10 protein-coding genes, 1 tRNA gene and 1 pseudogene are annotated in these 16,168 nt (G+C 60.4%); 10 read left to right on the top strand and 2 right to left on the bottom strand.

Annotated features, from left to right (window positions below; all coding sequences use genetic code 11):
- The first annotated feature begins 2 nt into the window (after positions 1 to 2).
- From A9K68_RS02985 to istB, 8 genes and pseudogenes are all read left to right on the top strand, one after another.
- Positions 3 to 2,714 carry a Z1 domain-containing protein gene (locus tag A9K68_RS02985; RefSeq protein WP_065009980.1) on the top strand — a complete coding sequence of 904 codons (2,712 nt, stop codon included), beginning with the start codon at positions 3 to 5 and terminating at the stop codon, positions 2,712 to 2,714.
- On the top strand, positions 2,711 to 3,724 hold the full coding sequence (locus tag A9K68_RS02980) for a PD-(D/E)XK motif protein (protein WP_065009981.1): 1,014 nt from the start codon (positions 2,711 to 2,713) through the stop codon (positions 3,722 to 3,724). The genes A9K68_RS02985 and A9K68_RS02980 overlap by 4 nt, the downstream gene beginning before the upstream one ends.
- Positions 3,717 to 5,762: an AIPR family protein gene (locus A9K68_RS02975; protein WP_065009982.1), complete on the top strand. Its 2,046-nt coding sequence runs from the start codon at positions 3,717 to 3,719 to the stop codon at positions 5,760 to 5,762. The genes A9K68_RS02980 and A9K68_RS02975 overlap by 8 nt, the downstream gene beginning before the upstream one ends.
- A 145-nt stretch (positions 5,763 to 5,907) precedes the next feature.
- Entirely contained in the window at positions 5,908 to 8,106 is a 2,199-nt protein-coding gene (locus tag A9K68_RS02970; protein ID WP_065009983.1) for an ATP-binding protein, read from the top strand.
- A gap of 1 nt (position 8,107) precedes the next feature.
- Positions 8,108 to 9,190 (top strand): hypothetical protein, encoded by a 1,083-nt coding sequence (locus A9K68_RS02965; protein WP_065009984.1) that lies wholly within the window; start codon positions 8,108 to 8,110, stop codon positions 9,188 to 9,190.
- A 60-nt stretch (positions 9,191 to 9,250) separates the two neighbouring features.
- Positions 9,251 to 9,364 (top strand): annotated as a pseudogene (locus tag A9K68_RS31535) (IS481 family transposase); the annotation flags it as partial.
- Positions 9,365 to 9,612: 248 nt separating this feature from the next.
- On the top strand, positions 9,613 to 11,124 hold the full coding sequence (istA, locus tag A9K68_RS02955) for an IS21 family transposase (protein WP_141246659.1): 1,512 nt from the start codon (positions 9,613 to 9,615) through the stop codon (positions 11,122 to 11,124).
- A 12-nt stretch (positions 11,125 to 11,136) separates the two neighbouring features.
- Positions 11,137 to 11,892 carry an IS21-like element helper ATPase IstB gene (gene istB, locus A9K68_RS02950; RefSeq protein WP_065008691.1) on the top strand — a complete coding sequence of 252 codons (756 nt, stop codon included), beginning with the start codon at positions 11,137 to 11,139 and terminating at the stop codon, positions 11,890 to 11,892.
- A 386-nt stretch (positions 11,893 to 12,278) separates the two neighbouring features.
- On the opposite strand, the gene A9K68_RS02940 is transcribed toward istB, so the two are convergent.
- Together A9K68_RS02940 and A9K68_RS02935 are read right to left on the bottom strand one after the other, a co-directional pair.
- Positions 12,279 to 12,355 (bottom strand) — tRNA-Arg (locus tag A9K68_RS02940).
- 219 nt (positions 12,356 to 12,574) lie between these two features.
- Positions 12,575 to 13,462 (bottom strand): D-alanyl-D-alanine carboxypeptidase family protein, encoded by an 888-nt coding sequence (locus A9K68_RS02935; RefSeq protein ID WP_065011670.1) that lies wholly within the window; start codon positions 13,460 to 13,462, stop codon positions 12,575 to 12,577.
- Positions 13,463 to 13,830: 368 nt separating this feature from the next.
- On the opposite strand from A9K68_RS02935, the gene A9K68_RS02930 reads away from it, so the two are divergent.
- Complete coding sequence (locus A9K68_RS02930) at positions 13,831 to 14,940, top strand: hypothetical protein (protein WP_065011669.1); 1,110 nt, start codon at positions 13,831 to 13,833, stop codon at positions 14,938 to 14,940.
- A gap of 569 nt (positions 14,941 to 15,509) precedes the next feature.
- Positions 15,510 to 16,160: a nucleoside triphosphate hydrolase gene (locus tag A9K68_RS02925; RefSeq protein WP_065011668.1), complete on the top strand. Its 651-nt coding sequence runs from the start codon at positions 15,510 to 15,512 to the stop codon at positions 16,158 to 16,160.
- Positions 16,161 to 16,168 lie beyond the last annotated feature (8 nt).

The following is a 16,168-nucleotide window of genomic DNA, read 5'->3' as shown; positions in this document are numbered from 1 at the left end:
TTATGCGAAGCGCATATGGCGTCGCGAATTCACTGCTCGAACTCGAGCCCCGGACGACTCAGGAGGCGCTTGAACGGGCGGTGGACACGGTAGTCGCGATGCCCACCTACAAGGAGGTCGACCGCACAAGGTTGCTGCGCGAACTGGAGGCGAGGAACAACACCCTGGTCGGCGGCTATTCGGTCATCGACGACAAGGATTTCAGCGCCTGGGTGGCGAAGGCTCGCGAGCAGCGCAAATTCGCGTTCTGGGAGCGCTATCGACACTGGATGGATCGAGGAAAGCGGTGGGCGGACGGACCGCTCAGGCAGATGGATCGCCTGACCGACGACATTCTGGACCGTCTCCGCAATCCGGAGACGACCGGAGCCTGGGATCGGCGCGGTCTTATCGTGGGTGACGTCCAGTCAGGCAAGACCTCGAACTATACCGCGCTGATCTGCAAGGCGGTCGACGCGGGATTCCCACTCGTGATTGTCCTTGCCGGCGTCCACAACAGCCTCAGGAGCCAGACTCAGCTCCGATTGGACGAAGGCTTTCTCGGCTTTGACACACGCCTCAGCCTGTTGGCCGACGAGCAGGAAAATCAGCGTGTTGGCGCTGGAAAGATGCCAAGTGCGCCGTTCCTCGTGGCGCACTCGCTGACGAGCAGTTCCGACGGTGGCGACTTCAAGGCAGCTACCGCCAACGGCACCCGACTGGTCCCCGGCGGCCGGGACCCGATAATTCTGGTCGTGAAGAAGCGTGTCAGCATTCTGAAGAACCTGCTGGCATGGGTGCTGTCCGTTCGAGCTGTCGACGACGCAGCGACGCCCGGCGGGAAGATCGTCCGCGATGTGCCGATACTGGTGATAGACGACGAGGCGGACAACGCCTCGGCAAACACCAACGAGTATCGTGACGAGGATGGCAACATTGACGAGGACGCAGATCCGACAAAGACGAACTTCCTGATCAGGCGGTTGCTCACTTCGTTCGAAAAGAGCGCGTATGTCGGATACACGGCAACGCCCTTCGCCAACGTCTTCATGCACCATGAGGCGAAACACAAGATAGCCGGCGAGGATCTCTTTCCCCGCAGCTTCATAATCAACCTGCCTGCGCCCTCGAACTACATCGGTCCCGAAAAGGTCTTTGGCCTGAACCGACCAGGCGCGGATGGTGAGGCCAAGGGCCTACCGATCATCTGCGACGTTCGAGACGCTGAAGTGATCTTCCCTCCACGCCACAAGAAGGAGCTTCCGGTTACAGACCTTCCGGCCAGCCTGAAGGAAGCCATGCTCGCCTTCATCCTTGTTTGCGCAGCGCGCCGCGTGCGCGGAGACGTCGACGTGGACAACTCGATGCTGGTCCACGTCACGCGGTTTACAGCCGTCCAGGAGAAGGTTGCAGCGCTGATTGACGACCATCTCGTCGATATCGTTCGCCAGCTCGAGTTCCCGGGAACGGGCGGCTCCGCAATGGCCGACCTTGAGGCTCTCTGGACGAAGGAGTTCGAGGCGAAGGCCGACGACCTGCGGCAGCGACTTGCCGACTACGATCTTCCACCCGTCACGTGGGATCAGGTCAGGTCCCAGCTCTTTGATGCCGCGAAGCGTATCGGTGTTCGCCGGATCAACGGGTCTGCGAAGGATGCGCTCGACTACGTCGATCATCCCGAAGGAATGTCAGTCATCGCCGTCGGCGGAGACAAGCTGTCCCGAGGCCTGACCTTGGAGGGACTGTCGGTCAGCTACTTCATCCGCACGTCGCGGATGTACGACACTCTGATGCAGATGGGCAGGTGGTTCGGGTATCGTCCTCGCTACGCGGATCTCTGTCGCCTCTACACGTCGCCGATCCTTGTCCGCTGGTATCGCCACATCGCAACCGCGACTGCCGAGCTGCGCGAAGAATTCGATCTCACCTTCGACAACGGTGAAACACCACTCCAGTTCGGCCATCGGGTGCGCACGCATCCCGACGGCATGCTCATCACTGCCGCCAACAAGATGCGCGCGGGCACACAGGTGCGGGCGGGCTTCTCCGGCACAATCTCGGAAACTGTCGCGTTCGACTTCGCAAGCGCGAGGAAGAATTTCGACGCATTCGCCGAGTTTCTGGCGGGCCTGCCGCTGAGACCAGGCAAGGGCAGGCAACGGTGGGACGAAATCGGTGGAACTCAGATTGTGAGTCTCCTGCAGCGGCTCGAAACGTCGCGGGAATCCTGGAAAGCCAACTCCAAAGCGCTTGCCGACTACGTTTCCAACCGGGTCGCGAACGGTCGACTTCGCGAATGGACGGTTGTGCTGGCAGGACAGGGCGCATCGGGCATTTCCAGGTCGATCGGACCCTATGATGTCACGCTGACCGAGCGAGCCCCTCAAATACATGATGGAGGCGCCCGCATCACAATCGGTCGTCTGGTCAGTCCGGCCGATGAGGTCAGTGACCTCGACAAGACGCAGCACGATCTGGCAATGACGCAGACTCTCGCTGCTTGGGAAAAGAAGCCCGAGCCGAAGCAAGACAGGCCGAAGACGGCAAGTGGACCGTTCATCAGAAGGCAGCGCAGTCCTGATCGCGGACTGCTGCTGATCTATCCGCTCGCTGCAAATCTGCCGGATGCCCTGCCGCTCATGGGATTTGCCATCAGCTTCCCGTTCGACGAAGAGGCGCCGTTGATCGACTATGCGGAAAACAGCGTCAAACAGCTCGAGAGCATCTTCGAATGACGCCGGACCGCCTGCTCGAGATCTGGCGGGGGCTTGGGGAAGAACCCCCCAGTCCGACCGGGATGCAGCGCGTCCGACTCGACACGGACTCGGCCATCGACGTCTTCGCGTGCATTTTCTGGCCGAGCCGCCGACCCGGCATCTTGATTGAAGGAGCAGGAGAACAGCGGCCGACTGGTGGCAGGATCCCGAGCTGTCGCGGCGTGCGTACGGTCCATGAAGTCGTTGCAATGCCTGAACAGCGAACGATCCTGCGGATCGTGCTGGAAGATGACCGGCTTCTCGCCATCTTCGCTGTTCTGTCGGCAGACCTTATTGGAACCGCCATTGCTCAGCCGACTGCATCCGGAGCACTCAAACGGTGCATTGACAGACTCTGCATGTGGCAGGGGCTCTTCGAGCGCGTTCCCGCGGAGGGACTTTCGGAAGAGAGTCAGCGCGGTCTGCTTGGCGAACTGCTCGTGCTCGAAACGCTGCTGCTCGAGAGGCTCGATCCCCTCATTGCTGTGAAAGCGTGGGTTGGGCCGGATCCAGCCCACCAGGATTTCATCCATCTCGGAACGGCGATAGAGGTGAAGACGAGCCTGGCGAAGCGCCACACGCGCATCGTCATCGCCAACGAGAAGCAGCTTGATGAGAGACCGCACGATGCGCTTGTGCTTGCGCACCTGCGAATGGACGAAAGCGCCGGTCTCGGCCAGTCTCTTCCGATGGTCATTGCCCGGCTGCGGCAGACGCTATCCGGTGATCCGGCTGCCGCTCTGGAGTTCGACGACCGATTGATGCTCGGCGGCTATCTAGACGTTCACTCTCCCCTCTACACTTCAAATCGGTGGCGTCTTTCATCGTCGCACTACTATCGGGTAGAGGGGGAGTTTCCGCGTCTGACAGAAGCCAACCTTCCGACCGGGGTGGGAGATATCCACTACTCGATCATTGCTGACGATCTCGGTCAGCATGAAATCACGTTCGAGCAGGCCGCCGCGCTTCTGGAGATCAATCATGTCTGAAGCAGAGGAACTCCAGGCGTTCGCACTCAACATCCTGCAGGATGTAATCGCGCGCGCCGACGCGGCAGAGGACGGGGCACTTCGAGCCGAGGCCTTCGCCGAACTTATGTTCGAGCACCTGGTCGATGCCGGCGAGATCGACGATGGTATTCCCTGTGCGGTCGAGGGTCGCGGCATCCGCTGCTCGGGATACTTTCTTTCGGAGGACAACGATAGCCTGGATCTGTTCCTCGTGATCCCGCGCCTCGACGGAGCTGCCTCCAGCGTGCCGAAGGCGGACGTTGACACGGGACTTCGCCGACTGAGCGCCTATCTTGAGAAGGCGTTGGCGGGTCTCCACAGGGAGCGAGAAGAGGCGCTGACGGGATACGACATGTCACGAGCCATCTGGGAAGCACGGGATGACATCAGTCATGTCCGGCTGTTCCTCGTGACCGACGGGCTCGCCACCGTGGAGCAGATCGAGAGCACGATGTTCGGCTCGATCGAGGTTTCCAGCCATCTGTGGGATCTGCGTCGGCTGCATCGGGCCGTGTCCTCGGGGGTAAATCGAGAGCCCATTCATGTGGACTTTCCGAGGCTTGGCGGTTCTTCGGTCCGCTGCATAGTCGCAAGTCCGCCGGACAGCGGATATCGCTGCCTCCTGACCATGCTGCCGGGCAACCTGCTCGTTGAGATGTACAGACAACACGGGCCACGCCTCCTCGAACGCAACGTGCGCAGCTTTCTTCAGCTCAAGGGCAAGGTGAACCAGAGCATCCGGAAGACGATCATCGATGAGCCGCAGATGTTCCTTGCGTTCAACAACGGTCTGTCGGTTACTGCGACCGGCATCAAGCTTGTCGACCATGGCGATGGAACAGCGGACCTTCTTGCAGCGGATGACTTCCAGATTGTTAACGGGGGGCAGACGACGGGCTCGATCTTCCGCGCATGGCGGAAGGACAAGGTCGACGCGAGTCGGCTGCAGGTACCAGTTAAGATCACCGAAATTTTGTCGAATGGCGACATAGACGAGATTGCACCACGGATCTCCCAGTCGGCAAACAACCAGAACAAGGTGAATATGGCCGACTTCTCCTCGAACCATCCATTCCACAGGAGGATGCAGGAGCTATCGGGGTCGATCTGGGCCCCTCCGGCCGCCGGGATGCAGCGTCAGTCGCGCTGGTTCTACGAGCGCGCGCGCGGCCAGTATCACGATGCGCTTGCACAGAACCGCACGGATGGCGAACGCAAGGCATGGGAGGTCATCCATCCGCGGAGCCAGTTGATCACCAAGACGGATCTCGCCAAGTACGAGCACACCTGGTCTCAACTGCCGCACATTGTCAGCCGAGGCGGTCAGAAGTGCTATCTGGATTTCATGGACCACGTCGATAACAGGGGCTCGTTTGAACCCGATGAACGGTTCTTCCAGCGTTGCGTCGCCAGAGCCATTCTCTTCCGACGGGCCGAGAAGATTGTGTCACGCCAGAAGTTTGGCGGCTATCGGGCCAACATCGTCACCTATGCACTGGCTTGGCTTTCGCACCACACGGCCAAGCGGGTCGACCTGGAGGCGGTCTGGGCCGCGCAACAACTTTCGCCGGCCCTTGAAGCCTTTATCGAGACCTTGAGCGTGCATGCGCACGAGCATGTAACGACGCCGCCCGGTGGGCAGAACGTCACCGAATGGTGCAAGAAGGAGAGCTGCTGGGAGCAGTTCCGTGCGCATGCGATACCTATCCCCGCAGGCTTGGAGGCGGAACTCGTCTCACGTGACAAGGCACACGCTGCGGGATCGCCGCATGCGCTCGAGGAGCAGACCAGTGCTGCCGAGGCGGAGCAGGTTGCGAGGGTCGCGGCTCTCCCGGCGCAGACCTGGTTCGACCTGGCAGCGTGGGCAAAGGACACTCAGACGCTGCAGCCTTGGCAGAGGTCGCTCTCGTTCAGCTTGGGCAAGTTGGCTGGAAGTGGAAAGCCGCCGACGCGCAAGCAGGCGATGCATGGAGAGAAGATCATTGCCGAGGCGCGGTCACTCGGTTTCAGAGGGTAGGGCTCCGGGATCTCTGACGAACGCCGCCTAACCCACCGAGACTGATCACCGCTTGCGAGGCCGAGAATAACTTTCACTTGCTCCATCGCCGATTTTCGATGGATTTCACTATAACGTGGTGAATCGCATCTGGACACGGACAACAATGCCGCCGACCGCACAGAAACTTCAATTCAGGCCACGCGCCCGCATCATTCGCACCATAGGTGACCAGCTTATCAGCGGGCCAGAAGCAGCTGTCATCGAGCTGGTCAAGAATGCTTACGACGCGGACGCATCGTTCGTCTCGATCAAATTCATTCCGCCTCTTAAGGCAGGCAACGGCAGGATCGTCATTGCTGATGATGGCCACGGCATGGCGCTGTCTGACATCCAGGATAAATGGATGGAGCCGGCCACCGCAGCCAAATCAGGCACGCGACTGTCGCCGATCAAAAGGCGCCACATGATGGGTTCCAAGGGCATCGGGCGTTTCGCAGCGGCCAAGCTTGGCACCCGTATGGCGCTGAACTCCGTCAGCGACCGAACTGGGTCGCGCGTCGAGGTTCTGATCCCCGAGCTGAACTGGAGCATGTTCGACGGTGATACCTACCTGTCGGACGTTTCGATCGACTACATGACCCAGGAATCGACGCTCCCTACGGGCACGACGATCGAGATCAGCGAGCTTTCAGAAGACTGGACGGAACCGAAACTCGCTCGACTGTATCTTGAACTTCGGCGGTTGATTTCTCCGTTGCAGCAGAATGACCAAGACAAGTTCTCAATCTATCTCGACCTGTCGGGCTGTACGAAGGAAACAGCGGGTTTCGACGGCTGGACCGTGCTTGGGACCACCCACGACCCGGACGACACAGAAGGGAATTCCGATCCCAAAAAGGCATACGAGGTTCAGCCGTTCCCTATCCTCACAAGTAGCGACTACGAAGTTTCAGGTCATTTCGATGTGGCGGGGCGGTTCCACGGTACGATGCAGATTCGTCGCGCAGGACAGGCACCTCAGCCGATCGATCTTGTCCTTCCACTCCAGGACGAGGAGCAGTCCTGCGGCATAGTCACCGTTCAGCTGTTCCTCTTCGACCGAGAAGCGGCGGTTGTCCGGGAGGCCATCAGAAAGGCTGGGCTGGGAGATGTGAGTGCTGCCGAGGCCCGTCAGATTTTGGACAGTGTTGCCGGAATTGCGATCTACAGGGCCGGATTTCGAATCCGCCCATATGGTGACCCTGAGAACGACTGGCTGACGCTGGACAAGCGCCGGGTTCAGAACCCAAGCCTGCGAATTGGTCACAACCAGATCGCCGGTTACGTCACGGTCCAGGATCAGGACGCTTCCGGTTTGGTGGAAAGGAGCAGCCGAGAGGGATTCGAACAGAATGCAGCCTTCCGTCGGCTTCATAGGCTCATCACGGACTTGCTAGCGGAACGCGTTGAACCGCGGCGACAGAAATTCCGTGAAGATGCGGGAATAGCAAGACGAAAGCGGACCACCTTCGAGGATGTCAGGAAGATCTCCGAACTGGAGCCCCTCCAGAGTCTCATATCAGATATTTCTCCTGCGAAGAGAAGTTCCGCCCAAGACATAATAGCCAAGCAATCTGCCCTCTTGGTCGAGAGGATCGAAGCTCTCGAAGAGCGCCAGAGAATTCTGGAAGCACAATCATCCCTCGGGCAGATAATTGGTGAAATCCTTCACGAGGGCGCCCCGAGCGCCACCTTCTTGGCGAACACTGGAAAGCGACTTCAGACGCGGTTTCAGTTCCTCTTTGACAACAGCAAATATACAGAGGACACACGTAAGGAATTCCCAGAAAAGCTTGCATTGGTCCGGGATAACGGAGAGAAACTGCGAAAACTCTTTGAGGTACTTCGCCCGCTTTCTGGCGCACGGCGGGGCCCACCAGAAGATTTCTACGGGGTCGATGCCGCTCATGAGGTGCTTGGAATCTTCGACAGCCACAACATTGAGATGGAGGTCCATCAAGAGGGCACCGCTAAGCGACTTGTCGGGTACAAGGATGATCTGAAGACCGCCTTGGTCAATCTGGTGGGCAACTCGATCTACTGGCTGGAGCAGGCGAAGACGCAAAACCCACGAGTCGACATCCGCTTTCGCTGGCAAGGCGGCGAAGCGATCATATACGTCGATGACAACGGCCCCGGAGTCCCGGAGGAGTTCGCAGAACAGATATTCGATGTCGGTTTCACGCTTAAGGACGGAGGCACGGGGCTTGGCCTGAACATCGCCAAGGAAGCGCTCTCCAGATCAAACGCATCGCTGCACTATCACATGCATTTCTCAGCCGGAACTCGCTTTGAAATCCGGTTTCCTTGCCTGGGGGGGTAGAATGGCAATTCGGCTGTTGTTCGTTGAGGATGACAAGGCTCAGCGCTCGCTCTTCAACGATGCCGTCAAGGAATGGAACGAGGCGCATCCGGACGTTTCTTTCGAGCTAGCGGTCGCCACCACTTATGAAGACGGCCTTGCCCAGCTTGATCGACTTCGTCTTGATGCCGCGCTTCTCGATCTGCGTCTGCCAGGGGGCGACGGCAAACTCCCTGGAGGCACGTTGGCTGATCTTTGCGTTGTGCAGTACGGAATCCCGGCAGCAATCATCAGCGGACATCCGGGAGACTTCGACCAAAAAGCGCAAGGGCACGAAATGCTGGCCGTCTTCAACAAGGGGGACGGAGATGCCTACCAGAGGGCGATTGAGTGGTTCGCCAAGCTTGCGCGGATGATTGAGGTACTTGGCGGGACGCGAAAGAGCATACAGGCGCAAGGGGCGGCCGTCTTCTATGGACGGGTATGGCCGCGGTGGAAGTCGTATGAATCCTTGGCCGGGATAGACACCAAACAGCTGATTGGCATCGTTTCGAGGCAGTATGCCAGCCACATCGCCGACATCTTGGGCATCGATTCCGAGGAGAACGTCAAGTGGCACCCCTTCGAGAACTACGTTCAACCCGCTCTTCAGGAAAAGCGGCCCCACACAGGTGACGTGTTCAAGTTGGAGGGTGGATTGTGGATCGTGTTGACACCTCAATGCGACATGGCCACGCAGAAAGCCGAGACGGTTTTACTGGCCTACTGCGAGACCGATGGTCTGGTCGAAGAATGGAAACAGCAGGCTGCAGGGCTGAAGCCAGATGCCAGCAACGCGAAAAGACGAGAAGCTGAAAAGTATTTCAAGAAGCTTATCAATCAAAGCGAGCCCGCCCAGCATTTCCTCCCTCCCTTAGAGGACGGCAAGCCTCTGATAGTGCAGTTCAAGAAGCTTCGGACAATGCCAATCGCGGATCTTCAGAATAGCCTGTCAACTCGAGTGGCATCAGTGGCATCGCCCTTCCTGAGCAATCTGACACAGCGGTTCGGCTCGTACGTCAGCCGCATTGGTCAGCCGAACTTCGACATTAGCCACTTTGGCTAGACACTCAAGCTGGAGACCACCAAGCCGGCCGGCGCCAACTTTCTGCAGCAGCAGGCAAAGTTCGACGACTTCGTCGAGGAGTTCAACACCGAACGACCGCACCAGGCGCTCGATATGGCCTGCCCTGCCGAGCGCTACAGCCCGTCGCCGCGACCCTATCCGGGACTGCCGGAACTCGACTACCTTCCACGACAAGGCAGTCACCGTCACCACCTGCGGGCGCATCTTGCGGATTCCGACGTGAAGCCGGCCGCCATTCCGATCAAAGACCGGCCACCGTTCCGATTTGAAGCCGGCCACCATTCCAATCAAAAGCCGGCCAGTTTTCGGCACTGAAGATTACCTCCTGGGTCAGCAACTTTGGCATCAATCACCTCGCCATGAACGGGGACATTTTGATGCCGGCAAAGAGAAGGCTGACCATGAGACAATTGAGACAAATGCTGCGGCTTGCCGGAAGCGGGACGAGCTCCCGCGAGATTGCGGTCGTGTTGGGGATAGCGCGCAGTACGGTGCAGGATAATTTGCAGCGTGCAGCCGCGGTTGGATTGAGCTGGCCCTTGCCGGGCGAGCTGACCGACGATGCGCTTGAGCACAAGCTCTTCAGTCGCAACGGCGTCAAACAGGGCACGCGGCGACGCACGGAACCGAACTGGGCCGATCTTGCGGTCGAGCTCAAGAAGCCCGGCGTCACATTGCTCATCCTGTGGGAGGAGTATCGTGGGTCGCATCCCGACGGTTACGGCTATAGTCGCTTCTGCGAACTCTTTCGCAGTTTCGAGCAGCGGCTTTCGCCGACGATGCGCCAGGAGCATGCGGCCGGCGACAAGGTCTTCGTCGATTATTCCGGCAAGAAGATCCCGATTGTCGATCGCAAGACCGGCGAGATCCGCGAGGCGGAGATCTTCGTGGCGGTGCTGGGTGCGTCCAGCTACACCTTTGCCGAGGCCACCTGGACGCAAACGCTTCCCGACTGGATTGGCTCGCATGTCCGGATGTTTCGTTTTTTTCACGGCGTTCCCAGACTCGTCATTCCCGACAATCTGAAGTCTGGCGTCAGTCGCGCTAGTTTCTACGATCCCGAGATCAATCGCAGCTACGGCATGATGGCTTCCCACTATGGCGTCGGCGTTCTTCCGGCACGGCCAAGAAAGCCTCGGGATAAATCGAAAGTGGAGAATGGAGTGCGTTTCGCCCAGTCCTGCATTCTGGGGCGCCTGCGCAACCAGACTTTCTTCTCGCTGGCTGAGGCCAATGCCGCCATTGCCCAGGCGCTCGATCGCATCAACGACCACGTCATGCGCCGGCTGGGCGTCAGTCGCCGGCAGCTCTTCGAGACCGTCGAGAGCCCGGCTTTGGCCAGTCTTCCACTGGAGGATTACGAGTTTGCCGAATGGCGTTTGGCCCGCGTCTCGACGGATTATCACGTCGAGTTCAAGACCTTCTTTTATTCCGTGCCCCACAGCCTCATTCGTCAGCAGGTCGATCTGAGAGCAACGGCGCGCACCATCGAGATCTTCCACCGCGGCAAGCGCGTCGCGGTGCATCAGCGCCGCCATGGAGGTCCTCGCCATGGAACCGATCCGGATCACATGCCCAGTTCCCACCGGCGCTATGCCGAATGGACGCCGGAGCGCTTTCGGCGTTGGGCCACGTCGATCGGGCCACAGACCGAAGGCCTGGTCATCGCAATTCTCGCCAGCCGTCCGCATCCAGAGCAGGGCTTTCGAACATGTCTGGGCATCCTGCGCCTGTTTCGCGACATCGATCGCAATCGGGCAGAAGCCGTGTCAGCCCGCGCTGTCGAGATCGGTGGCTTGAACTGCAAGAGCATTGCTTCGCTCATCGCCAATCACAAGGCCGCACGCCATTCCACCGAACCAACCGCCATCGTCGATCACGCCAATCTGCGTGGCCCTGATTACTTTCATTGAGGAGATCCACCCATGCTGATCAATCCCACCATCGACATGCTGCGAGAGCTCGGCCTCTACGGCATGGCAACCGCTTTCCAGGAACTCGACACGCAGCCCGAAGTGCGCGGCCTCGAGCACGGCGAATGGCTTGCCATGCTGCTCGAACGCGAGGCGACCATGCGCCGCCAGAAGCGTTTCGAGGCTCGCGCCAGGGCTGCCAAGCTTCGCCATGACGCGCAGATCGAGGATGCCGACTTCCGCGCCGCACGCGGCCTCGACCGCAATATGTTCATGGCGCTTGCCGGCTGCGACTGGATCAGAAAGCATCACGGTCTTCTTGTCACCGGACCAGCCGGCGTCGGCAAAAGCTGGCTTGCCTGCGCTCTTGGCCACCAGGCCTGCCGCGAAGACTTCTCAGTCGCCTACCACCGGGTTCCCAGGCTGTTCGCCGCCCTCGCGCTTGCAAGAGGCGACGGGCGATACGGCAGGATCCTCAAATCTCTTGCCAGGACCGACCTGCTGATCCTCGATGACTGGGGACCGGAAAAACTCAATGATGACCAACGCCGCGATCTCCTGGAGATCATTGAGGATCGCTACGAACGACGCTCAACCATCGTCACAAGTCAGGTGCCCGTGGATCGCTGGTGGGAGATTATTGCAAACCCAACTTTGGCCGACGCCATCCTGGATCGCCTCGTTCACAACGCCTATCGCATCGATCTCACCGGTGAAAGCATGCGAAAACAGCGCCCGCCAATCGTCCCCGAAAACACCGAAGCTTGACCTGAAACAAAACCCAACCCAAACATCAACGAGACCCAGGATCAGTCCGAAAAATGGCCGCCTTCAAATCGGAATGGCGGCCGGAATGAAATCGGAATGACTGGCCGGCTTCAAATCGGAATCGGTGGCCGGCTTCATCGGAACACGCACGCATCTGCTACAATCGCAAAAAGATCAACCTCAGCCAGGTCTTCGCCGGCCAGACCGTCGGCATCAAACAGGTCGAGGACCATATCTGCCTGGTCAGCTTCGTGGACTATGATCTGGGATATTTCGACGATGAGACATGCAGGCTCGAACCACTCCAAAACCCTTTCGGGCCGAAAGTGTTACCCATGTCTCCAGTATAACCGTAACCTATGTGTCCAGAATGGACCCAAATAATCTGGCGCACCCGACAGGATTCGAACCTGTGACCTCTGCCTTCGGAGGGCAGCGCTCTATCCAGCTGAGCTACGGGTGCTTTCAGGATCGACGATCCGGAAAACGGACCAGCCGGTGAACCGGCAAGTCACGGCTTCTTAGCGGAAGCCGGCGCAGGCTTCAACGGGCAAGTAGCCGGCGCGGTAAAGTTGTCCCGCTAGGCTGTCGCATTTTGAGGTTCGCGCCGCATCCGGTCGCTGCGCGGCCTCGCAGGCCCACGGCGTTCGTCATTCGAAAAGCCAGGGCTTTCGTCCACCCCTCACTGCTCCCTGGCGTACAGCAACCTTGTCGTCGTGTTCGACGCCGGCGACAGGTTGCGCTGGATCAGCGCTTCGACATGGTCGTTGCGCTGGCGCGCGCTGTCGGCGCCCATCACCACGAGGATGAGCCGGCGGCCGTCGGCGTCGTAGGAGGTGACGATGTTGAAGCCTGAGGCTCTGATATAACCTGTCTTGATGCCGTTGACGCCGCGGACGCGGCCGAGCATGTCGTTGTGGCCGCGCACCAGCCTGCCGCGGAACACAAAATCGCTTTCCGAAAAATAGTGGAAATGCTGCGGGAAGCGGGCGCGCAGCGCCATGCCGAGCACCGCCATGTCGCGCGCCGTCGTCTGCTGGCCGGCGTCCGGCAGGCCCGAAGCGTTGCGGAAGACGGTGCTGCGCATGCCGATCTGGCGCGCTTTGGCGGTCATCATCGCGGCGAACGCCGCTTCGCTGCCGCCGAGATATTCGGCGACGGCGACCGCCACGTCATTGGCCGATTTGACTGTGATCGCCCGGATCGCCGATTCGACATCGATCGTCTCGCCGCGCCTGAAGCGCAGCTTGGTCGGCGGCTGCCTGGCGGCGTTGTCCGAGACCGGGATCAGCGTCGTCTTGCTGATGCGGCCCTGCTCCAGCCCCTCGAACAGCAGGTAGAGCGTCATCATCTTGGTCAGCGACGCCGGATAGCGCGGCGCCGTCGAATTGGCCTCGAACAGCGTCTTGCCGCTGCTGCCGTCGATGACAACAGCTGCATATTTCTGCGCCGGCGCCGGCACCGCCAGCATGGTCTCCGTCGGCGTCGTCGCGCAACCGGCAACGAGCACCAGCAGCGCAAACGCCGCGACAAATCTTGAGATGAACGGAAAGCGGCGCGGTTTGGACATTCTGAAGGTAAGCTGTTGCTGAAACGAGTGGGAAACTAGCGTAACCCAATGGCGCCGTCTATTTCGTTAACACCTTTCTTCAGGGCAATCGCTTCAGGTTTGAATTCACCACGCTCCTGGCGTTGGCGCCGCCCCTCACCTGCCTGCCGGCATCCTCGCAAGACCTAGGTTCCTCTCCCCACTTTGTGGGGCGAGGAACCCAAGTCCTGCAACCGGCATCCGCAGCGCAATGAGGGGCGCCGCCGCCAGCCGGCAATGATCGCTCCCACAGGGGTGCTCCGCTGTCTCTGATGTGAAATGCCGACACGCCGCTTGCGCAACCGGCGTCATGCGGCTTTGCTGGCGCCGGCAGAATCAGCAGGTGCGCCATGGATACGCTCACGATCAAGGCAAACGGCATTTCGCTAACTGTCGATCTCACCGTCGGCCATCTCGCCGACATGACGGTCGATATCGACGGGCGCCGGCTAAAACCGCTGCATCGCGCGCCGTGGATCGACGAGCCGCGCGAGACGCTGCCGCAAGACCTGCCGGCCGGCACCGTTCGCCTGTCCGGCGATTTTCTCTGCGCGCCGTTTTCGCGCAGCGATGTCGAGGAAGCACCCTTGCATGGCTGGCCGGCCAACAGCCGCTGGGATGTCGTCGCCTCCGCGGCGACTGCCGATGGCTGGCGCGCGGTCTTCAGGCTGCGGCACTTGGTCATGGGTGCCACGGTCGAGAAAATCCTGACCCTGCGCGACGACCATCCCTTTCTCTATCAGGAGCATGTCTTTTCCGGCGGTTCGGGCGGCATTTCCGTCGCCCATCATCCGATGACGGTGATGAAGGACGGCGGCAGGCTGGCCTTCTCGCCGAGGCGATTTGCGGCGACGCCGGACGACCCGCTCGAGCCTGATCCGGCCCGCGGCCGATTCCTGCTCGCCTATCCCGCGCGTTCCACCGACCTGACGCGATTTCCCGCCGCCGATGGCGGCACGCTCGACCTGACCGACTATCGAAGGGACCAGAGCCGAGAGGATTTCGTCACGCTGGTCGAGGCCGACCATGGCGGGCCGGGCTGGACCGCGCTGGCGCGAAAAGCGGAAGCCGATCTCGTTGTCGTGCTGAAGAACCCGGCCGAACTGCCGGTCACCATGCTGTGGATCAGCAATGGCGGGCGCGACTACCCGCCGTGGAGCGGCCGCCATCGCGGCGTGCTCGGCATCGAGGACGGCCGCACCGCGCTCGGCCATGCCGCGTCGCTCGGTGACAACTGGCTGAAGCGGGAAGGGGTGGCGACCGCCTTTGCCCTTGGCGAAGGCCGCAATGTCTCGTTCCGCCACGTCATCGGCGCACTGCCTCAAGAAGCCGGCGGCGAGCCGCCGCGCGACATCATAACCGCGCAGGGGCATATGCGCATTGCGGCTGCCGACGGTTCGACGCGGGATGTACCTTTCGACGGCGATTTCCTGAGGATTGGCAGGTCGGTTCCAGCTTGAGCGCTCGCCTCCCCACCTCTTCGTCATCCCAGGGCGGAGCAGGAGCGAAGCGACGTCGCGGAGACCCTGGGATCCATGCCGTGACATCAGAGCGCTGCTGCGGTGCAGAACCTTTGATCGCGGAGGGACAGCGCCCCCCTCTGTCCTGCCGGACATCTCCCCCACAAGGAGGGAGATTGGCCTTCATCACTGATTTCGCCAACAACCAACCTTGCAAAAAGGACGCTGTCCGCGAAGCTGCCGATCTCCCCCCAAGTGGGGGAGATGTCAAGTTTTGGCAAAGAGGGCAGGACAGAGGGGGCGCGAAGGATCGCTACAGAGCGCTTTTATTCTGTTCCGCCGCGTTCCTCGGCTGATGTCACGGCATGGATCCTGGGGTCTGCGCCGCGTCGCTTCGCTCCTTGCTCCGCCCCAGGATGACGAAAGGGAGGATCGTTTCGGCCAATCCTAGAGGTTTGCGATTGCCAACGGACGGTCGAAACTTCTGTGTCGAGGACTAATCCCAGATTTGAAATTCCCGCGAATTATCGCCAAGATGCGATCCAAAACACCCGGCCAGAAAGGCTCCGATGTCCGAGATTGCCCACCTCGCCGCGACCATCTTCAAGCGCGCCGGCAAGGCGCGGCGTTTTGTCGTTGCCATCGCGGGCCCCCCGGGCGCCGGCAAGTCGACGATTTCGGCCCGCCTGCATGAACTGCTGCCGGAAGGTACGGCCGAAATCGTGCCCATGGATGGCTTCCATTACGACGATATCGTGCTCGAGCAGCGCGGCCTGCGCGCGCGAAAGGGCGCTCCGGAAACCTTTGACTTTGCCGGCTTCGAAACCTTGCTGAAGCGCATCCGCGCGGCCGAGCCCGACATCGCCATTCCGGTGTTCGACCGCAGCATGGAGCTGTCGCGCGCAGCTGCTTCGATCATCGCCGCCGACACCAAGTTCATCCTGGTCGAAGGCAATTACCTGCTGCTTGATGAAGAACCTTGGTCGCGACTGGCGCCGCTGTTCGATTTCTCGATCTTCCTCGATCTGCCGCGCGCTGAGCTCGAGCGTCGGCTGCTTGAGCGATGGCATGAGCATGGCCGCTCCGACGAGGACGCCCGCGCCTGGATCGCCTCCAATGACATGCCCAACATCGACCGCGTGCTTGCCCGCCGCCGCCCCGCCGATCTGGTGATCGCGATCAAGCCTGATTCGCAGGACGACCCGCGCCTGGAACCTTAGGACTTTCC

The sequence above is a fragment of the Mesorhizobium sp. AA22 genome, assembly GCF_001672375.2.
GTDB classification, from domain to species: Bacteria; Pseudomonadota; Alphaproteobacteria; order Rhizobiales; family Rhizobiaceae; genus Mesorhizobium; species Mesorhizobium wenxiniae.
Note: the sequence above shows the minus strand (reverse complement) of the source record. Positions and strands in the feature narration are given on the sequence as shown.